Below are 19,978 nucleotides of genomic sequence, written 5' to 3' on the forward strand. Positions count from 1 at the left end.
TGTATTTTTGCCGCTTAATTTTAACAGCTTATTTAGTATGCAACGCGACAATCAAATTTTTGATCTTATAGCAGAAGAAAAAGAACGCCAAATTAATGGTATTGAACTTATTGCTTCTGAAAATTTTACAAGCCCACAAGTAATGGAAGCTCAAGGTTCTGTTTTAACGAACAAATATGCTGAAGGTTATCCAGGCAAGCGATATTATGGAGGTTGCGAAATAGTAGATATTGTAGAGCAAATTGCAATAGATAGAGCAAAAGAATTGTTTGGAGCTGCATATGCAAATGTACAGCCGCACTCTGGATCGCAAGCTAATGCAGCGGTATACCATGCATGTTTAAAACCTGGTGATACTATTTTAGGTTTTGATTTATCGCATGGTGGGCATTTAACACATGGCTCACCTGTTAATTTTTCTGGTAGATTGTACAACCCTGTATTTTACGGAGTTGAAAAAGAAACAGGTGTCTTAAATTATGATACCATCCAAGAGATTGCAACTAAAGAAAAACCAAAAATGATTATTGCAGGAGCTTCTGCATATTCTAGAGATATCGATTTTAAGAAATTTAGAGCAATAGCAGATAGCGTAGGTGCCTTATTGTTAGCAGATATTTCGCACCCATCTGGTTTAATTGCTAAAGGCGTTTTAAACGATCCTATACCACATTGCCATATTGTTACTACTACAACACACAAAACATTACGTGGTCCTAGAGGTGGTTTAATATTAATGGGAGAAGATTTTGATAATCCGTTTGGAATTACTTTAAAAAATGGTACACTTAGAAAAATGTCTGCCTTATTAGACTTGGCCGTTTTTCCAGGTAACCAAGGTGGTCCCTTAGAGCATGTTATAGCTGGGAAAGCTATAGCTTTTGGTGAGGCGTTAACAGACGAATATTTGTCCTACATATTACAAGTAAAGAAAAATGCTGATGCCATGGCTAAAGCATTTGTAAGCAAAGGATATCAAATTATTTCTGGAGGAACAGATAACCATATGATGCTGATTGATTTAAGAAATAAAGATATTACGGGTAAAGATGCCGAAAAAGCATTGGTAAAGGCAGATATTACAGCTAATAAAAATATGGTTCCTTTTGATGATAAATCTCCTTTTGTAACGTCTGGAATTCGTTTTGGAACACCAGCGATTACCACTAGAGGTTTAAAAGAAGCTGATATGGCTCTTATTGTAGATTTAATTGATACTGTTTTAACTAATGCAGAAGATGATGCTGTAATTGCATCGGTAAAAGAAAAAGTAAACGCATTAATGCGTGGTAGAGACTTATTTTATATGAGTTAAGTAACTTACCCTATAAAACCTAAAAAGCGTATTTAAGAAATTCTTAAATACGCTTTTTATTTTAATGTAAAACATGTTGTTGGTTAGAGAATAGTTACTTTTTTACATTATTTTTATGATTTTATAGGCTTTTTAAAGTAGTTTTTTACATATTTATCATTTTTAATTCGCCATCTATAATGGTTGTATTCCAGAAATCATAAATTTTAGATTCAATAGTATCTTCAAAATAAACACCCCAATAATGGTAGTATGCGTTATGCGAAATTTTTGGAATGCTAAGATTGCAAAGCATAAAATTGTTTTTAGCGGGGATTTCTTCAAAAATAGGAATATGTATTTCGTAGGGTATTCCATAATTTGGACAAGAGTAGGTGCTATGGTTACGGTATAGTTCTACTAGAATATTCCCAAACTGATTGGCAATACTATATTCATGAATTTTAGAAATAATTATAGAGGTATCTGAAAACAAAATGGTAACCTCTTCTATATCAATGTCTGTACAATTTTGTTTGTTTAAATCCTCAAGAGCATCTAATAATATAAAATTAGATTTACGATTATCTTTTTGATCTAGTATAGCAGTATTTTTATAACTTAAAAAAGGAAGTCCTTGCAGTAAAGAAAAATTACACTGTGCTTCAATTAGTAAATCCTTAGCATTATCACCAGTAGAAATTGTGTTAATTGTAATTGTAGCGAAAAATTCTTTTTCTAGTTTCTTTTGAAATTTTTCTAATCCAAATATGATATCACTATACTCAGAATTAGTTTTTAAATTATTGTTATCGTTTTTTTTATTTGCCATCCCTCTAAGAAATAAAAGTTACTTAACAAATTTACTTTATATCTCTCTCTTTCCATTACAGGAAAACCTTAGACTTTCTAGGGGTTTCCTGCAAAAAACGACTAAATATTACATATTCAAAAGATTTGGATGTATTATATAAAGAAAAAGATTACTTTTTATAAAAATCCTTTTTCTCTGGCTGCCGTAATTAAGGCCTGATCATTTTGTTTTTGAATGCCTAATAATTCTTTTATATGTCTTTTTCTATTTTCGATTGAGGCAACAGATAATGATATTTTATTTGCAATATCTGCAGTTTTAGAACCTAAGGATAAATAATATAAGAGCTTCTTATCTTTTTCATCTAAATGAATATTGTTGGCCATTTTTTTGCGGATGGCAGATAAGGCTTTTGGTGTATAAAATGGTGGGCTATCTATTACAGCATGTACCATGTCCATTAAGGTAACTTCATTAATTTCTGTTTTCACCAAATACCCTTCTGGATTTACTGAGCTAAGAATACTATTAATTCTATAATTATCGCTAAAAGAAGACATAAATACCACTTTAGAATCTGGAATGTTTTTACGTGCAAAAATGCCTAAATCTTCACCTGTACCAAATTCCTTAGATTGGTCATCTGATAATTGAATGTCTAAAAGCAAAATGTCATAGGCTAGTTTTGGACTTTTAGTAGATTTTAATATCGCTTCTTTACCGCTATCTAAAGAGGTCACCATATCCATTTTTACAGTATATCTTGGAAAATCATCATCTTCTAAAATATATTTGTATCCTACCATAGTCATAAAATGATCGTCTACTGATAGAATACGAATTGGTGTTTTTTTCATATATATATTTATTAGTTAAGCAATATTACTATTTTTATCTTTAGCAATGGTTACTTTAATACAAGTGCCAATGCCCACTGTACTATCTACATGCCATTTGCCATTTATTTTACCTAGTCTAGATGAAATGTTTTTTAAACCTATTCCTCTTTTTCGTTTATGGAATTTAAAACCATCACCGTTATCTTTTATTTGGGCAATAATTTCTGTTTCGGTTTGGCTTAATTCTAAAGAAATAGTGTCAGCATTTGCATGTTTAACGGCATTTTGGATACTTTCTTGTATTACACGGTATAAATTAATTTTTATATCACCCGTTAAAGTCTCCCAACCTTTTTTATGATCTGCTTTAAATTCATACTTTATTTCTGTTGTAGCAAGCCTAAATTCATCCAGTAAATTTTTAATAGTTTCAATAAAGTTATTAATTTTTTGGTAAGCCGCACTATTTAATTCATGCGAAACTGCTCTTATTTCTTCAGAGAGGGCTTCTAAATCCTTTAAACGTTGTGCGCGTTCTGCTATGGCTTCTGGATCTGTTTTTTTGTTTAAGCCCAATAAAATAAGGCGTATGCCAAGCATTTTGTTTAATACATTATCATGTAATTCTAATGCCATCCGGTCTTGTTCAATTTTTTTGCCTTCCTCAAATTTTTCTTGTTGCGAAAGCATTAAATTAAATATTTCTTGGTTACTCTCTTGCTCTTTCTGCTTAAACTCTAGGTCTTTATTTTTTATCTGTTGCCAATAAATAACAGAAGAAGCTATTACAAATATGATGGCAAAAACAACCCCTAATAACCATAATTGTTTTTGTTTTTCTAGCAAATTGTTTTCACTTTCCAGGTATTTGTTTTCCGCAATAAACTCATCCGTTTCAAAACTTATCCGTGCAAATTTATCTCTTAAATTACGTTCTTCTTGTTGTAATTGATCACTAAGGTTAATAAACTCTTTTGCGTATGCAGAGGCATTGGCTTTATCGTTTTCAATTAAAAAGTTTAAAATTTTAAGCTGGGTATCAGAATTTTCACTTTGTTCACATAATTTTTTTGCAGTTTTACCATGTTCTATAGCTATTGCAGTGTTATTTTTTGCAGCATAGTATTCTGCCAAGGCAAAATGTACTCCAGATTGTTTGGCTATATTACCGGTTTCTTCATGTATGTCTAAAGCCCTGAAATGCATGGCAGGCAATTGGCTAAAGTCTTTTAGTTTTAAATTGGTTTTGGCCAAATTATTTAAGGCGGTACCATATAAACTTAGGTTGATTCTCTCTATACCATCAGTAGTAACAACTTGCTCAAAATTAGTTTTGGCTTCCTGGTATTTTTCGGAGTCTAATAACACTAAGCCAATATTGTTTAATGTGATGACTGTTAAATTAGTGTTATTCTCAGTATATTCTTGTGCTTTTTGGTAATAATTTAATGCGGTTTCATATTTACCAATTGAACTATTAGCAATTCCTAAAAGATTATAAGATGTATATAATCTTCTTGTGATACCTAAGGGTTTAAAAATTTCTAAAGCCTTTATGGTGGTAATTTCACTTTCTATATAATCTCTTGCGCTATTTTGTAAAGAAGCTATGCTAAGTAACATTCTACCTTCCATTTCTTTATCGCCTAAGCTTTGATAAATTTTTTGCGCTTTGGTATAATTGTAATAAGAACTATCTTTTTGAGTGCTATTTCTAAAAAAAATTCCTAAATCCCAGTACGTTTCAGCTAGCCGAACAGAATCACCAATTTTTGTAGATAATTGTAATACTTGGGTGCTTAATTTTCTGAAATCAAGGGAGTCGTTTAATCTAAGATAACCCAAAGAAATTCTAGATAAATACCTGTTTTTCAGTGTATCATCTGGGTATTGTTCTAAGGTTTTGGTTAAAGAGGATAACAATTTTGAACGGATTGCTGGATCTTCATTTCTATCTAGTGCTTCTTCTATTTTTAGCCTTAGACTATCTGCAGCAATAGTATTATTTGTACTATTTGCATTGGTATTTGATACATCTGATTTGCAAGAAATACCGTATAATGTTATGGTAAATAAACATATAAAATAAATTTTATTTTTTGTACTCTTGTAAAGCATATGAAGCTGAATAAACCTACAAGATATAAAAAAGCCTTAAATAAAAATATTTAAGGCTTTATATTATTTTAAGACTAAAAAAATTAATCTCTACCATCTACTTCTGGTTCTTCATTTCCTTCGGTTGCTTGTGTTTCAAAAACAGCATCATCTTCTGCACTGGTTTCTGTACAAGAGAACATTCCTAAACTTAATACTAATAATGCGATAATTCCTACAAATTTTTTCATAATATTCTGTTTTGAGTTTAATATTTATATGTCAAATTTATAACGACTGTAAGGGTTTTACGGCATTTTTTGTAGTGTAGAAGTAAAGCGCAGATATCTGTTAGTATTTATGTGGCGTTTGTAAGAATTTAGCCAAACAAAGGCAATTTTTTTGTTATTGGTTACTTTTATGTTAAATGAAGATGTTAGCTTAATATGGTTGTATATTACAGCTTTTGCTCCTATAATTTTTTTAATATAGGAGGATTTAAAACATAGTATTGCTATGCTTTAAGCCAGTGTGTAAGTTGTTTTAAGTTTAAAAAATGATAAGATATCTGGGGGGATATTTATAATAGTTTAATGGAGGAGGTACTTATGTAAAACTATTGTACTGTTATAGAAGTGTATATACGCAAATATTTTAATTAAGATTAATAGTAGTATTTTTTGCCAATATATTTTTAAACTCATCTATATTGGTTTTATACGATTTTGAAAATGGTATTTTAGTATTTCTATTTTTTATAGAACATACCGATTTTCCGTAATTTATTCTTGATACATGATCCGTATTAAGAATATAACTTTGATGTATTCTAATAAATTTCTTAGGCAATTTGTCTTCAAATGTCTTTAATGTTTTAAAAGCGCTTATTATGGTACCATCTTCCATAAAAAAATCTGTAGCATTATTATCTGCTTTTAAATATAATATTTCATCAGTAGCAATATATCTGTAATCACTATATGATTTTATACATATAGTGTTATTATCATTGTCTTCCTTTAACTTTAGTTTGTCTAGCTTAAGTTTTGTTTTTCTAATTTCAAACTCGTTAAAGGGATACAACCAATAATCAAAAAAGCCATTTTTAATAGCATTATAAGCGTGCTTTGTATTTTTAGAAATTCCTATAAAAACGGGTAAAACTTTCATAAATTGATGCAGTTCAACGATCATTGCAAAACAATTTGCTGCATTTTTCGACAGATTTATGAAAACAACATCAGGATTTTCTTTTAAAATAAGGTTTAGACCTTGCTTACAATCTTCAGTAATTCCGGAACAATAAAACGACTCAAACCCACATAGCTCCTGCGTTAGCTCATGGCTAGTAACTGGATCTAAATTGATTATGGCATAGGTATATTCCATGATAATTAATTTATCATAAAATAATACATCATATTGAGAATCCATTACACGAAAACCTTAAACTTTTTAGGGGTTTCCTATAATTTTAAGCTCTATAGCGGCTAATTTTCTATAAAAACTTATTGGTACGCCCCAATGGCAGGGGTCATTATTCTATTTTGCCCTAAAAGATCTGTGGGAGCTAGCCCTGCATTTACAGGATCTGCATTGTCTATTGCAAAAGAAGTTGGTTCTATGGTAAAAATATTATTTACAGGGTCTGTAAAAGCGGCATCTTCATTAAAAAAGACGGTGTCATATAAGGTATTGTCTTCAAAATTATAAAGCATATTGTCTGCTATATTTTCATTAATTTTTAGCATACAATTGGTGAAATTAAAATTAAAGAGATTGTTGGTATTACTGCTTAACAATAGCTCCTGATTGTTAAAACCATCAATAATGCAATTGCTAAAGTTAGCTTGCAGTAAATCATTAGAGTTTGTTCCAGAGGTATTTGTAAGTTGTACAGCAAAACCAATTCTAAAACTAGTATTCCAATAATTTGCAATAGTACAATGGTTAAAACTATAACTGCCACCCAACTCACAAAATAAAGAGCTGTTGCCTGCGCTTCCTAATACTACATTTGTACCGTTTACTATACCTGCACTGCTTCTTAAATTAGTATTTGCACTGTTGTAAATTTGCGAGTTGCTAATATTTAATGTTGTATTGGCTCCTAAACCATCTATAAAAATACCATTGATGGCATTTTTTAAGGTTAAATAATTAATGTTGTTGTTGGTACTACCATTGGCTAACCAAATACCTGTCCATTGCCCTGCTATATCAGAAAACTCTGGTTCTAAGCGGTCTCCTTCAAAAATTACTTCATTTTCTAAGAATTCTTGGTCTGTACTTAAGGCCCCATCTACACGTAGCGAAGCGCCAGATTGCACATATATTCCAGAATCTTTATGAAAATGTACTCTTGCACCTGCATCAATTTGTAGCGTTGTGTATTCTGGTACTGTTGCGTAACCATATATTACATAGGGTTTTTCATTGGTAAACTGTAATTGTGTAGTGTCTAATAAAAAACCAACACTTGTATTACCTGTACTATTAAAATCTAAAGGAATGGTCTCTTGTATTCCGTTTGCATTTCTTTTTGGAAAAATAAAAATAGCATCTTTTACTAGGGTTACTAATGGTACACTTTGCTGGTTGGCGCCTTCATCAAACAAAATGGCATCGGTATATAAAAATTCGTTCAGAGCCGTTGTGCTCACATCAAAATTTACTTCTATAAAAATGTATAAACTGTCTTTGGCAGCAAGCGGAATGTTTTGGAATTGCTTTCCTGCTTGCCCATCTACATTTAATCGGTATTCGCTCTCTAGGCCGTTAGAAAGTTGTATGCTAGGTATTTGTACATCTTGGTTGCTTCTGTTGTATACTTTTAAGGAATAGGTACTGCTACTAATATTAGAAAATACGGTATCTAGAAAAACCGTATCTCTAGAAAAACTTAAATCTCCTGTACTTGGGCTAAAGTCAAAATCTTTTCTGCACGAGCTAAAAATGATGACTATGCCAAAAAATAAGAAGGTAAAAGTTTGGTATTTTTTCATATTATTTAAAAACGTTTTGTATTTCTTGTGATACACGTATGGGTCTTAAACTACTAGCGTTTAAAAGACACCATTCTGTTTTAGACCGTACCAATAAATCATTTGTAAAGGCATCAAACATTTCTACAATACGTACAGATAATGCTCCTTTAGAAGATTCTATGTAGGTTTTAATTTTTATAGTATCATGTAAAACAGATGCTTTTTTGTATTCAATAAAATTACTTTTTACCACCCAAATACATTCTTTTACCAGTGCTACTGACGCTTTAGTTTTCCAATGTTCTTTAGCAATATCTTGTATCCATTGTACATAACGTACATTGTTTACATGGTTAAGATCATCAATATCATCTTCTATAACCTTTATAATTTTCTCAAAACTTTTGAACATTACTTTTTAAATATTTTTACTTCAAATAAAGTGCTCCAGTTTTTTCCTGTCACAAAAAATGTACCTCTTTCTTTATGGTAGGCCACTCCATTTAAAACATCTAAATTAGGATGCTTTTCTACTTTGCTTTTAAGTCCTCCAAAATTTACAACACCTTCTATAGCACCAGAACTGGCATCAATAATCATCATGCTTTCTTTTTGCCAAACGTTTGCATATATTTTTCCGTCTACATATTCTAATTCATTAGTCTTGTTAAAAATAGATCTATTGGTAACGGTTTGGATATAGTCTTCTTCTATAAGGGTTTCAGGATCTAAAATCCATATTTTTTCAGAGCCATCGCTTTTAAATAATTTAGTACCATTATTTGCAAAGCCCCAACCTTCTTTACTTTGCCCGTATTTAAAACTATCTATTTTTTTTAAATCTTCCGCATCATAAATAAAGCCTATTTTATTTTGCCAGGTTAGCATGTACACCTTATCATTTAAAATGGTAATCCCTTCTCCGAAATAAGCCTTGTCTAAATCTGTTTGCGCTAATACTTCTCCTGTTTTAAAATCTACTTTACGTAAAAAAGATTTCCCTTTTCTACCAGATCCAGTACTTTCATATAATACGCCGTTATAAAATTCCAAGCCCTGTGTAAATGCCTTTATATCGTGCGGAAATTCGTTAATAATTTCATAGGTATAAGCAGATGGTGCTTTATTAGCTAAGACTTGTATTTTTTTAGAAAGCTCACCAGATTTACCATCATACTTAATTTTAGCGTTTAATACCTTATTCCCTAAGTGCGTTACATTTAAGCTTATTTTTTGATCTGTTACGGTGAGTTGTTTTCCGTCAATAAAATAGCTGATGCTTTCTACAGGTACATTTTTCTTGTTTTGGAGGCTTATCGTAACTACATCATTTTGTTGAAACTTACTTTTATTACCGTCAAGTTTTATTTCAAAAAGATCTGATGTAGCTAAATTTCCACTTCCACAAGATGTAAAAAGGAGGGATAAACTTAAAAAAAGGAAGAAATTTGCAATGCGCATTGGTTAAATTTTAATGTTTTATAAACTCAAAAAATTGGGTATCAATTAGATACTATAAATCCGATAAGTAAGCAAGGTATTTATTTAAATTAAGAAACTAAAATGATTGTGAAAAGAATTCAAAGATTGTATCTTTGCCCTTGGCAAGTCCTACGCGACCAGCTCCTGCAGAATCCCCCAGGGTGGGAACGCAGCAAGGGTATGTGGTTGTAGCGGTGCGACGTAGGTAGCTTGCCTTTTTTTATACCCCAAACTTAAATGCTTTTGCTAAAGCACTTTAATTTTTTCTCGAGACCCTTTTTATTTGTTTCTTTGTAGCCCTTTAAAAAAATGTAACATGGCAAAAGTTGTATTGATTACTGGTGGATCTTCTGGTATTGGAAAATCTATTGGTGTGTATTTAAAATCTAAAGGTTTTATTGTTTATGGTACTACACGTAATGTAACTAAATATCCTAATTTTAATGCTTTTAATTTATTAGAGCTAGATGTAAATGATGCTGCAACTATACAAAGTGCTGTGTCTAAGCTTATTGCTCAAGAAGGCCGTATAGATGTGCTTGTAAACAATGCAGGAGTAGGAATTACAGGCCCTATTGAAGAAATTGCTGAAGCAGAAATACAACATAATTTTGATACTAATTTTTATGGGCCTATACGTACTATAAAAGCGGTTTTACCCCAAATGCGAAAGCAGAACGCTGGTTTGGTTATTAATATCACTTCTATTGCGGCTTATATGGGCTTGCCCTACAGAGGTGTTTATTCTGCTAGTAAAGGTGCTTTAGAGCTACTTACCGAAACCTTACGCATGGAAACCAAACATTTTGGAGTAAAAATGTGCAATTTGGCACCAGGAGATTTTGTTACCAATATTGCAGCAGGCAGATACCATGCGCCCGTTTTAGAAAATTCGCCCTACAAAACACCTTATAAAAATACCTTAGCAATGATCGATAGCCACGTAGATAGTGGTAAAGACCCTATTTTAGTTGCTTATGCAGTTTTAAAAATCATAAATACAAAGAACCCAAAAGTACATTATAAAGTAGGTGATTTTATGCAGAAATTTTCGATCGTTTTAAAAAAAATACTACCAGATAAAATATATGAGAAATTGTTGTTAAACCATTATAAATTGTAGTTTTGTAGACCTTATATTCAAAAGCAATACAAATTAAAATAAGAAGAATGAAGTTTTTTATTGACACAGCAAATTTAGAACAGATAAAAGAAGCTCAAGCATTAGGAGTTTTAGATGGTGTAACTACTAACCCTTCGCTTATGGCTAAGGAAGGTATTACTGGAAAAGATAATATCTTAAAACATTATGTGGCTATCTGTGATATTGTTGATGGTGATGTTTCTGCAGAAGTTATTGCTACAGAATACGCGCAAATGATTAAAGAAGGAGAAGAACTAGCTGCTTTACATAAACAAATTGTAGTTAAACTACCAATGATTAAAGACGGTGTTAAGGCATGTAAGTATTTTAGTGATAAAGGCATAAGAACAAATGTAACACTTGTATTCTCTCCTGGGCAAGCTTTATTGGCGGCGAAGGCAGGAGCTACTTATGTATCCCCTTTTATAGGACGTTTGGATGATATTTCTACAGATGGTTTAAACCTTATTGCAGAAATAAGACACATCTATGATAACTATGGTTTTGAAACAGAAATTTTAGCTGCATCTGTAAGGCATACCATGCATGTTATTGATTGTGCTAAAATTGGAGCAGATGTTATGACTGGACCTTTATCTGCAATTGAAGGTTTATTAAAGCACCCTTTAACTGATAGTGGTCTTGCTAAATTTTTAGCAGATTATGCTAAAGGAAATTAAATAGTAGACATAGAATTTACCCATAAAAAAACCGCAGTTATTTTTATAACTGCGGTTTTTTTTATTTAAAAGTTATTTAGAAAGAAGAATAAATATCTGCAAAAGCATTTTTGATGATCCCTTTTTGCGTAATGATTACTTTATTAGGCTCATTAATTACCAATTTACTTCTCACTTTTCCAGAATCTTCTGCTCTATATTGTTTTTCTTTATTTAGTTTATATTTTTCTAGTGTAGCATTCCAAGATTTTGCATCCGTATCTAAACTAATGCCTATAAAATGATGATCTGGGTATTCTAATTTTAACTTGTTAACCCGTCTAGAAATATTTTCAAAATGCCTTAATTGCTTACTAGACCAAAAATAGAAGACCACATTATCTTCTTTAATGTCTTGCAACGATTTTTTTTCGTTTAAGCGATTTAAGACCACTAAATCTGGTAAACTATTATTGGGTTGCATATCAGTAACATCATTATACAGCTCATTAATTTCATTAATATGTTTGTTGTTTTTAGAAAGTTTAGAAAATTCTTCTAAAAAAACTTTGTTTTTCTCAGTATTGTCATGAGTAGATAAAAAGTAGGTCATAGCTACATTTCTAAATAAATTATCTCTCAATTCTTTTTCTTTAACAATACTATCTATAAGTACTAATTTATGTTTATTAAAATGTAGTCTTGTTCTTAATTTTTCCTTTTTATGCTCGCAATTATCTTTACAACCTTTAAAAGAAAGATTTTCAAAATAACCTTTCATAAAATCATAATATGGTCTAAAATAGGTTAAGTTTTTATTGTTAAAATCAATTTCGTTACGATAGTCATAAAAACTGCCTGCTAGCTCATGCATATTTTTTTCTCCTTTTTTTCTTTTGTGTTTAAAAGGATATTCTTCTCTTGCTATAAAGTTGGTGTAATCTATACTAGCTTTTGCAGTGGCAATAGTTTTTTCGGAAAGTTTTACATCAATCTCAGACAACATTTCGTCTAATAAATCTAATTTATATTGCCTTAATGAATCTAACTTATGGCTAAACTCTTTTGGTTCTAATTTATAATATTGCGTAATGCTATATTTTTCATCTTCTTGTAGCAGAAAAACATCAATTAAAAAATTGTTGATATCTCCTCCTTTTCCTGAAAATACAAGAGATTCATCAAAATCAAATGTATTTAAACGCATTAAAATACTATCACCTTTATTTAAATAGATATACTGATATTCAGGAGCATGTCTAAAATAGTACAAGCCTTCTTCTATATTTTTTAGGTTAAAAGAAAACCTATTAAACATATCTAGGTTTACAGAATCAACAACTACATCATCTTTAAGTAATACAATAGATTTACTAGTGGGATTTATGATCTCACCAGTAAAGACTGTATAAAGCTCTTTTTCTCCTGTATTACAGCCAATTAAAGCTAGCAGCATTAAGTAAAAAGAATATTTGTCCATATCAATAGCTATACTATAGGTAACAAATCTAACAAACAGCGGTTGTAGTTGTTGTTAATGCTGCGTTAAAATCTATTAAAGTGATCTTTTTTTGGATGTATGATTTTTAGTCTACGGGTTTATTTTTGTTTATTTTTGCGCAAATTTTAAAATTCAAGTCTATGTTATCTGTATCTAATTTATCGGTACAATTTGGAAAAAGAGTTCTTTTTGATGAAGTAAATATTAGTTTTACGCAAGGGAATTGTTATGGAGTAATTGGTGCTAATGGGGCAGGTAAATCTACTTTTTTAAGAATCATGGCGGGTCAGATAGACCCTACTTCGGGTAGTGTTAATCTGGAGCCTGGTAAACGAATGTCTATTTTAGAGCAAAACCACAATGAATATGATACTCATACGGTACTAGAAACCGTAGTACAAGGTAACAAGCCTTTATTTGCTATAAAAACAGAAATGGATGCGCTGTATGCCGACTATGATGATAAAAATGCGGATAGAATAGGGGAGTTACAAGTTTTATTTGAAGAAATGAATGGTTGGAATGCAGATAGTGATGCTGCCGCACTATTATCTAACTTAGGTATTAGTGAAGACTTGCATTATACAACCATGGCTGATGTAGATTCTAAATTAAAAGTACGTGTTTTATTAGCACAAGCATTATTTGGAAATCCTGATGTATTAATTATGGATGAGCCTACCAACGATTTGGATTATGATACCATTAGTTGGTTAGAACATTTTTTAGCAAATTATGATAACACCGTAATAGTAGTATCACATGACCGTCATTTTTTAGACTCCGTTTGTACACATATTGCGGATATAGACTTTGGGAAATTAAATTTATTTTCTGGTAATTACACCTTTTGGTATGAAAGTAGTCAGTTAGCAGCCAGACAACGTGCACAACAGAATAAAAAATCTGAAGAAAAAGCAAAAGAACTGCAAGAGTTTATTATGCGTTTTAGTGCCAATGTAGCAAAGAGTAAGCAAGCAACATCTCGTAAAAAAATGCTTTCTAAGTTAAAAGTTGAAGATATAAAGCCTTCTAGTAGACGATACCCCGCTATTATTTTTGAGAGAGAAAGAGAAGCCGGTGATCAAATATTAAACATAGATAAACTAGCCTCAACATCAGAAGATGGCGATTTATTATTTAAAGATGTGAGTATAAACCTGGCAAAGGGAGATAAAGTTGCTGTTATTTCTAGAGACTCTAGAGCTACTACTGCTTTTTATGAGATTATAAATGGCAATAAGAAAGCAGATAGTGGTGAGTATAAATGGGGGGTTACTACAAACCAGTCTTATTTACCAGCAGATAATCATCATTTTTTTACAGGGAATGATAATCTTGTAGATTGGTTAAGACAATGGGCCAAGACAGAAGAAGAAAGGGAAGAAGTACATATTAGAGGTTTTTTAGGAAAAATGCTTTTTAGTGGAGAAGAAGCCTTAAAAAAATGTTCTGTGCTTTCTGGAGGGGAAAAAGTACGTTGTATGCTGAGCAGAATGATGATGTTACGCGCTAATGTTTTACAATTAGATGAGCCTACAAACCATTTAGATTTAGAGAGTATTACCGCATTTAACAACTCGTTAAAGAACTTTAAAGGAACTGTTTTGTTTACTACACATGATCATGAGTTTGCGCAAACAGTTGCTAATAGAATTATAGAGTTAACACCCAATGGAAATATAGATAGGTACTTAAGTTTTGATGATTATATGTCTGATAAATCTATAAAAGCACAAAGAGAAAAAATGTATACAGCTTAAGTAGCTGTATTTTAAAAAACAAAAGCCTCATTCCTAAGAAATGAGGCTTTTGTTTTGATCTTAGTTAAAGTATTTACTATTCCAAATAGCTGGATTAAAGTTTTTGCCCATTGCAAAACTATAGTAGATAGCAATAAAACATACTGTTTTAAAAGAAAACATGTACAGAATCCAAAATTCGGCTGAAGAATTTTTTTTGGAAAATAAGCCTTCAGGAATTAACAGAGTTAGAAAGTAACTTAATACTAAACAAACGGCAACTAAGTTCTTTATGTTTTTAAATGGCCAAGCATACGCTTTCCGTAGGGGATGAAGATCATTACCCCATTTGTGTATTAAATAAAAATATCCATTTCCTATTGGAGCAAATAATAGGGGATCATCTTTATCCTCTAGTCTAAATAATTTAGAAGGGGCTACAATTTTAAAACCATTTAAAGTTGTATCGTGTAGTTCTTCTAAATGCCTAATTTTAGAAATACCTTCTTCTGGTATTTTACCTTTAAAGTATGTAGCATCTAAAAAGCGTAACCTGTAATCAATACAAATATTTTTGATCTGGCTTTTATGATAAATGTATTTTGTTTCAAGTAAATCTAATTTAAAATTGTTAAAAGTTACTTTTTTTGTATGGTGTAATTTTTCTTTAATTGCAGCTCTTTTAGTATCATTTAATAACAATATTTTTTCAACATCTTTAAGGATACTCTCAGGACTATTAAGAGTTTTATAATCGTTTAATTTTTCTTCAAGATCAATTTTTTTAAACACCATTTCCTATTTTTTTTATACCTATACCAAATTTACTAAATACTTTTCATTTTTCGCCTTACATTTCTAAATGTTAAAAAAAAGTTAAAATACATAATTAGTGATCTTTTTTGTGTCAATGAGCGTAAGTATGATGTATATTGTTCGATATAATACCGATTTTGTCGTTAATCTGCAATATATCCCCAATTATATTGTTAAATAACATGAACTTAACTTTAATTATGAAACAACTAAAAGCCCCTCTTATTTTACTTTTTTCGTGTATTTGTTATACTTCTTTTTCTCAAAATTCAAATACAAAAATGGATCCTGATAAATCTATTATACGTAATGCGGAAGCCTCAGGGAATCATAAATTACTTTTGGCAGCTGTACGTGCATCCGATTTAGAAAAGACACTAGATAACGATGGTCCGTTTACTGTTTTTACGCCTTCTGATATGAACTTTAATAGCTCTACAAAGGATAAGGTAACACAATTAATTAATACCAATGATATTAAAGAATTGCAAACCCTTCTTGGCTACCATATTATTGCAGGAAATTTAACAGCAGTTAAAATTTTAAAAGCATTGTCTAGAGGAAATGGCGTTGCAAAATTTACAACCATTAGAGGAGATATCTTAACCGCTACTATGAAGGGGATAGATATTATCTTAACAGATAAAAATGGGAATAAATCAGTAATATCTAAAGCAGATTTTAACCAATGCAATGGTGTTATCCACGTTATTGATAGCATTACAGTTAAAAAAGATAAGAAACTAAAAGCTACTAGGATTTAATTGCTATCTAAGGGTAGCACCAAGTTTAGTTTCGTATTTTTCTTGAAATTTACGCATCATTTTTTCAATTTGCTTATCCGTTAAAGTCGCTTTTTCAGAATTTAACGTAAAGCTCACTGCATATGATTTTTTTCCTTTAGGCAGTTTAGAACCCGTATACACATCAAATAAGCTAACTTCTTTTAGCATTGTTTTTTCTGTTTCAAATGCTATATCTCTTATTTGTTTAAAGGTAATTTGCTCATCTATTAACAGTGCAAAATCTCTTTTTACTTCTGGATATTTAGAAATTTCTTGAAACTTAATCACATTATCTGCGGCAATTGCTAAAATGGCATCCCATTTAAAATCTGCATAATATACATCTTGTTTTAAACCAAAATTCTTAAGAACAGTATTAGAAACCAATCCCATTTCTACTACGTTTATTTTCTTTGATTTAAGTGTTATGCCTTCAGAAAAAATATCATTATTAACATCTCCAGAATTTGTTATAGGCACTCCTAAACGTTCAAAGATATTTTCTACAGTTGCTTTTAAGTAATAAAAATCGGTTTTTTTGGTGCTAATATTCCAATTATCTTCGGTAGTATTACCCGTAATAAATATAGATAAATGTTTGTTCTCTATCCGTTTATTAGTATACATATGATAACTCTTCCCAAACTCAAATAATTTAAGATTTGCTCTTTTTCTATTGATGTTAAACGCTATTGTTTCTAAACCAGAAAATAATAAAGACCTTCTAAGAACCGCTAAATCATTACTTAATGGATTTATAATTTTAACGGTTTCTTCTTCTTTAAATTCTTCACTATTGCTGTTGTAATTAATAGCAGATAAACTATTGGTCATTATTTCATAAAAACCATTAGCAGCAAGTATGTTGCCAATTGTATTCTGAATTTTATAATCTTCAAAAACTGAAGTATTGGCAATAGATGCATTTAATTTTTGTGTAAATTCTACATTGTTATAACCATAAACCCGCAGTATTTCTTCAATTACATCTACCTCTCGCTGTACATCTACTCTGTAAAAAGGAATGGTAAGCCCTAGGCCAGTTTCTGTAACATTATTAAGTTTTATATCTAAAGATGCTAAAATAGATTTAATAGTATCTTGCGGAATTTCTTGACCTATTAATCTATTAATTTTATCAAAAGTTAAGAAAACCTGATAATCATCTTTTTTGTTTGGGTAAAAGTCTATAATATCAGAAGTAATTTCTCCTCCTGCAATTTGTGCTATAAGTATGGCTGCTCGTTTTAAGCAATATTCTACATTATTGATATCTATACCTCGCTCAAAACGAAAAGAAGCATCTGTATTAAAAGCATGCCTTTTTGATGTTTTACGAACAGAAACTGGATCAAAATATGCACTTTCTAGGAATATTGAAGTTGTTTCTCGCGTTACGCCAGAATTTAAGCCTCCATATACCCCAGCAATACATAAAGGTTTTTCGGCATCACAAATCATTAAATCATCTTCATGAAGTTCAATTTCTGCTGCATCAAGGGTTGTAAATTTAGTGCCAGCTGCTACAGTTTTAACGTTTATTTTGTTGCCTTTTATTTTATTGGTATCAAAAGCATGTAGCGGTTGCCCTAGTTCATGAAGCACATAATTGGTAACATCTACAATATTATTTATAGGGTTTATACCAATAGCTCTTAATCTATTTTTTAGCCAACTAGGAGAATCTTCAACCGTTAAATTACTGATGGTTACGCCACAATATCTTGGCGCTAGTGCAGAATTTTCTACATCTACATCTACTTTTAAAGATCTGTTAGAAACCGAAAATGTACTAACAGATGGAGTAATAAGTTCTATTTGAATTTCTTTTTGCTTTAAACCGGCTTTTAAATCTCTTGCTACCCCTAAATGGCTCATAGCATCTGCACGGTTGGGCGTTAAACCAATTTCAAATACAGTATCTATTTCTATTTCAAAAATTTCAGAACATGGGGTGCCAGGAATCAAACTATCGCTCAAAATCATAATCCCATCATGATTTGTTCCTAAGCCAATTTCATCTTCGGCACAAATCATTCCATGGCTTTCTTCGCCTCTTATTTTTCCTTTTTTAATAACCCATTCTTCCCCTTCTGGAGTATAGAGTTTGGTGCCAATTGTGGCAACAGGTACCATTAAGCCTTTCTCAACATTACTAGCACCACAAACAATTTGCACTGGTTTTTCTAAACCAATATCTACAGTAGTTAATTTTAATTTATCCGCATTACTATGTTTTTCACAACTTAAAACATGCCCAACCACAATACCTTCTAAACTTCCTTTTATAGTTTCAAATGAAGTAATACCTTCTACTTCTAAACCTAAATCTGTTAAAAGTTCGCCAGTTTTATTTGGTTCCCAACCAATTTTTAAAAATTGATTTAACCAGTTGTATGAAATTTTCATTACTATTTTTTATTTATAGCTGTTAGTCTGTAGTATCAATACAACACATTAGAAATATTGATATGGCAAAAGGTTGACAAATATAAAACAATGCTGCTATACATTCAATAGCAATTTTATCGAATTATTTTATTTACTCATGATTTAGTCGTTAATTGGAATCATATTTCAAAAAAAGTACTTATGCAGCGGTTTTATTTTTTAGTTATTGTATTGTTTTCTTTTATTTCTTGCACCCAAAAACAAGAATTAAATACAGGGAATTGGTTAGTTTCATTAGAAATTTCTGAACATCAGACATTGCCTTTTAAAATGTTGCTTCGTAAAAATAATACAACAGATTATATTGCGGAGGTGTACAATGCAGAAGAAATCATTACAGTAGACGAAATACGTATTGATCACGATTCTATTTTTATACAAATGCCCGTTTTTGAAGGCTATCTAAAAGGAGTGTTTACCGAAAATGAAATTAAAGGTGTTTTTGTAAAAGAAAGTCTAGACAGAATTGTGCCCTTTACTGCCAAGAATGGTATAGTTGATCGTTTTATGGTAAAAAATGCTGCTCAGAATAATATTACCGGAACTTGGGAAACAATATTTAGTAAAGAAACAGATGATGCCTATATTGCTAAAGGCATTTTTGAGCAGCAAGGAGATTTGGTTACTGGTACTTTTAGAACAACTACAGGAGATTACAGGTTTTTAGAAGGTGTTGTTAGTGGAGATTCTTTAAAACTATCTGCTTTTGATGGCGCACATGCATTTCTTTTTACAGCTAAGGTTACCGATTCTACCTTAAATGGTATGTTTTACTCTGGCAATCATTGGAAAGAACCTTTTGTAGCAAAACGTAATGACAATTTTGAACTTCCAGATGCCAATAAATTAACTTATTTAAGAGAAGGTTATGATCAACTTGTTTTTTCTTTTCCTGATGTTAATGGTAACCTAATTTCTTTACAAGATGATGCTTTTAAAGATAAAGTTACTGTAGTGCAAATTATGGGAACATGGTGCCCAAATTGTTTAGATGAAACTAAGTTTTATGCAGCTTTTCAGGAACAAAATCCAAACCTAGCTGTAGCATTTGTTGGCTTAGCTTTTGAATATGCTAAAACAGAAGAAAAAGCTTTTAAAAGCATACAGCGGTTAAAAGATAGAATAGGAGTGGATTATGCTATTTTACTAGCACAATATGGTACTTCTGATAAAAAGAAAGCGCAAGAAAAATTGCCGATGTTAAATCATGTTTTGTCCTATCCTACTAGTATTTTTATAGATAAAAAAGGAGTTATACGAAAAATCCATACTGGTTTTAATGGACCTGCCACTGGAGAAAAGTATACTGCTTTTAAAGAGGAATTTTCAGCGTTTGTAACAATGCTAGCTAAAGAATAATTTAGTTT

The 19,978-nt window shown here is 31.0% G+C and carries 17 protein-coding genes and 1 other RNA gene; 7 read left to right on the forward strand and 11 right to left on the reverse strand.

Going from position 1 to position 19,978, the window contains the following annotated elements; genetic code table 11:
• The first annotated feature begins 37 nt into the window (after nt 1-37).
• Nucleotides 38-1,315 carry a serine hydroxymethyltransferase gene (glyA, locus tag ACZ451_RS13445; RefSeq protein ID WP_464216929.1) on the forward strand — a complete coding sequence of 426 codons (1,278 nt, stop codon included), beginning with the start codon at nt 38-40 and terminating at the stop codon, nt 1,313-1,315.
• 145 nt (nt 1,316-1,460) lie between these two features.
• On the opposite strand, the gene ACZ451_RS13450 is transcribed toward glyA, so the two are convergent.
• The 8 genes from ACZ451_RS13450 to ACZ451_RS13485 form a co-directional block, all read right to left on the reverse strand.
• Nucleotides 1,461-2,126 (reverse strand): hypothetical protein, encoded by a 666-nt coding sequence (locus ACZ451_RS13450; RefSeq protein WP_464213253.1) that lies wholly within the window; start codon nt 2,124-2,126, stop codon nt 1,461-1,463.
• A 158-nt stretch (nt 2,127-2,284) separates the two neighbouring features.
• Nucleotides 2,285-2,965, reverse strand: a complete 681-nt coding sequence (locus ACZ451_RS13455) for a DNA-binding response regulator (RefSeq protein ID WP_464213254.1) — start codon at nt 2,963-2,965, stop codon at nt 2,285-2,287.
• A gap of 15 nt (nt 2,966-2,980) precedes the next feature.
• On the reverse strand, nt 2,981-5,065 hold the full coding sequence (locus ACZ451_RS13460) for a tetratricopeptide repeat-containing sensor histidine kinase (RefSeq protein WP_464213256.1): 2,085 nt from the start codon (nt 5,063-5,065) through the stop codon (nt 2,981-2,983).
• 83 nt (nt 5,066-5,148) lie between these two features.
• Nucleotides 5,149-5,295, reverse strand: coding sequence for a hypothetical protein (locus ACZ451_RS13465; RefSeq protein ID WP_464213258.1), 147 nt, complete (start codon nt 5,293-5,295; stop codon nt 5,149-5,151).
• Between the two features lie 403 nt (nt 5,296-5,698).
• Complete coding sequence (locus ACZ451_RS13470; RefSeq protein WP_464213260.1) at nt 5,699-6,478, reverse strand: LytR/AlgR family response regulator transcription factor; 780 nt, start codon at nt 6,476-6,478, stop codon at nt 5,699-5,701.
• Nucleotides 6,479-6,552: 74 nt separating this feature from the next.
• On the reverse strand, nt 6,553-8,049 hold the full coding sequence (locus ACZ451_RS13475) for a hypothetical protein (RefSeq protein WP_464213261.1): 1,497 nt from the start codon (nt 8,047-8,049) through the stop codon (nt 6,553-6,555).
• 1 nt (nt 8,050) lies between these two features.
• A complete protein-coding gene (locus tag ACZ451_RS13480) occupies nt 8,051-8,443 on the reverse strand; it encodes an acyl-CoA thioesterase (protein ID WP_464213262.1) in 393 nt (130 codons plus the stop codon).
• Entirely contained in the window at nt 8,443-9,492 is a 1,050-nt protein-coding gene (locus ACZ451_RS13485) for a glutaminyl-peptide cyclotransferase (RefSeq protein WP_464213263.1), read from the reverse strand. Before ACZ451_RS13485 ends, ACZ451_RS13480 begins: the two co-directional genes overlap by 1 nt.
• A 141-nt stretch (nt 9,493-9,633) precedes the next feature.
• Here ACZ451_RS13485 and ffs point away from each other — a divergent pair.
• The 3 genes from ffs (at nt 9,634) to fsa (ending at nt 11,337) form a co-directional block, all read left to right on the forward strand.
• Nucleotides 9,634-9,732: signal recognition particle sRNA small type (gene ffs / locus ACZ451_RS13490), an RNA gene on the forward strand.
• Nucleotides 9,733-9,829: 97 nt separating this feature from the next.
• On the forward strand, nt 9,830-10,636 hold the full coding sequence (locus ACZ451_RS13495) for an SDR family oxidoreductase (protein ID WP_464213264.1): 807 nt from the start codon (nt 9,830-9,832) through the stop codon (nt 10,634-10,636).
• Between the two features lie 47 nt (nt 10,637-10,683).
• Nucleotides 10,684-11,337, forward strand: a complete 654-nt coding sequence (gene fsa / locus ACZ451_RS13500) for a fructose-6-phosphate aldolase (RefSeq protein WP_464213265.1) — start codon at nt 10,684-10,686, stop codon at nt 11,335-11,337.
• Between the two features lie 76 nt (nt 11,338-11,413).
• Here the strand turns inward: fsa and ACZ451_RS13505 are convergent, their stop codons facing one another.
• A complete protein-coding gene (locus ACZ451_RS13505; RefSeq protein ID WP_464213266.1) occupies nt 11,414-12,796 on the reverse strand; it encodes a TlpA family protein disulfide reductase in 1,383 nt (460 codons plus the stop codon).
• Nucleotides 12,797-12,957: 161 nt separating this feature from the next.
• On the opposite strand from ACZ451_RS13505, the gene ACZ451_RS13510 reads away from it, so the two are divergent.
• Nucleotides 12,958-14,580 (forward strand): ABC-F family ATP-binding cassette domain-containing protein, encoded by a 1,623-nt coding sequence (locus tag ACZ451_RS13510; RefSeq protein WP_464213267.1) that lies wholly within the window; start codon nt 12,958-12,960, stop codon nt 14,578-14,580.
• A gap of 60 nt (nt 14,581-14,640) precedes the next feature.
• Here the strand turns inward: ACZ451_RS13510 and ACZ451_RS13515 are convergent, their stop codons facing one another.
• Nucleotides 14,641-15,354, reverse strand: coding sequence for a hypothetical protein (locus ACZ451_RS13515; RefSeq protein ID WP_464213268.1), 714 nt, complete (start codon nt 15,352-15,354; stop codon nt 14,641-14,643).
• Between the two features lie 221 nt (nt 15,355-15,575).
• Between ACZ451_RS13515 and ACZ451_RS13520 the strand changes: the two genes are divergently transcribed.
• Entirely contained in the window at nt 15,576-16,139 is a 564-nt protein-coding gene (locus tag ACZ451_RS13520; protein WP_464213269.1) for a fasciclin domain-containing protein, read from the forward strand.
• Nucleotides 16,140-16,142: 3 nt separating this feature from the next.
• On the opposite strand, the gene pheT is transcribed toward ACZ451_RS13520, so the two are convergent.
• A complete protein-coding gene (gene pheT, locus ACZ451_RS13525) occupies nt 16,143-18,569 on the reverse strand; it encodes a phenylalanine--tRNA ligase subunit beta (protein WP_464213270.1) in 2,427 nt (808 codons plus the stop codon).
• A 183-nt stretch (nt 18,570-18,752) separates the two neighbouring features.
• On the opposite strand from pheT, the gene ACZ451_RS13530 reads away from it, so the two are divergent.
• Nucleotides 18,753-19,970 carry a peroxiredoxin family protein gene (locus tag ACZ451_RS13530; RefSeq protein WP_464213271.1) on the forward strand — a complete coding sequence of 406 codons (1,218 nt, stop codon included), beginning with the start codon at nt 18,753-18,755 and terminating at the stop codon, nt 19,968-19,970.
• Nucleotides 19,971-19,978 lie beyond the last annotated feature (8 nt).

The organism is Allocellulophaga tsushimaensis (assembly GCF_055383085.1).

Bases quoted from the DNA above. Each gene is read 5' to 3' on its own strand.
- glyA (WP_464216929.1), top strand. From the start codon at position 38: ATGCAACGCGACAATCAAATTTTTGATCTTATAGCAGAAGAAAAAGAA.
- ACZ451_RS13450 (WP_464213253.1), bottom strand. From the start codon at position 2,126: ATGGCAAATAAAAAAAACGATAACAATAATTTAAAAACTAATTCTGAG.
- ACZ451_RS13455 (WP_464213254.1), bottom strand. From the start codon at position 2,965: ATGAAAAAAACACCAATTCGTATTCTATCAGTAGACGATCATTTTATG.
- ACZ451_RS13460 (WP_464213256.1), bottom strand. From the start codon at position 5,065: ATGCTTTACAAGAGTACAAAAAATAAAATTTATTTTATATGTTTATTT.
- ACZ451_RS13465 (WP_464213258.1), bottom strand. From the start codon at position 5,295: ATGAAAAAATTTGTAGGAATTATCGCATTATTAGTATTAAGTTTAGGA.
- ACZ451_RS13470 (WP_464213260.1), bottom strand. From the start codon at position 6,478: ATGGATTCTCAATATGATGTATTATTTTATGATAAATTAATTATCATG.
- ACZ451_RS13475 (WP_464213261.1), bottom strand. From the start codon at position 8,049: ATGAAAAAATACCAAACTTTTACCTTCTTATTTTTTGGCATAGTCATC.
- ACZ451_RS13480 (WP_464213262.1), bottom strand. From the start codon at position 8,443: ATGTTCAAAAGTTTTGAGAAAATTATAAAGGTTATAGAAGATGATATT.
- ACZ451_RS13485 (WP_464213263.1), bottom strand. From the start codon at position 9,492: ATGCGCATTGCAAATTTCTTCCTTTTTTTAAGTTTATCCCTCCTTTTT.
- ACZ451_RS13495 (WP_464213264.1), top strand. From the start codon at position 9,830: ATGGCAAAAGTTGTATTGATTACTGGTGGATCTTCTGGTATTGGAAAA.
- fsa (WP_464213265.1), top strand. From the start codon at position 10,684: ATGAAGTTTTTTATTGACACAGCAAATTTAGAACAGATAAAAGAAGCT.
- ACZ451_RS13505 (WP_464213266.1), bottom strand. From the start codon at position 12,796: ATGGACAAATATTCTTTTTACTTAATGCTGCTAGCTTTAATTGGCTGT.
- ACZ451_RS13510 (WP_464213267.1), top strand. From the start codon at position 12,958: ATGTTATCTGTATCTAATTTATCGGTACAATTTGGAAAAAGAGTTCTT.
- ACZ451_RS13515 (WP_464213268.1), bottom strand. From the start codon at position 15,354: ATGGTGTTTAAAAAAATTGATCTTGAAGAAAAATTAAACGATTATAAA.
- ACZ451_RS13520 (WP_464213269.1), top strand. From the start codon at position 15,576: ATGAAACAACTAAAAGCCCCTCTTATTTTACTTTTTTCGTGTATTTGT.
- pheT (WP_464213270.1), bottom strand. From the start codon at position 18,569: ATGAAAATTTCATACAACTGGTTAAATCAATTTTTAAAAATTGGTTGG.
- ACZ451_RS13530 (WP_464213271.1), top strand. From the start codon at position 18,753: ATGCAGCGGTTTTATTTTTTAGTTATTGTATTGTTTTCTTTTATTTCT.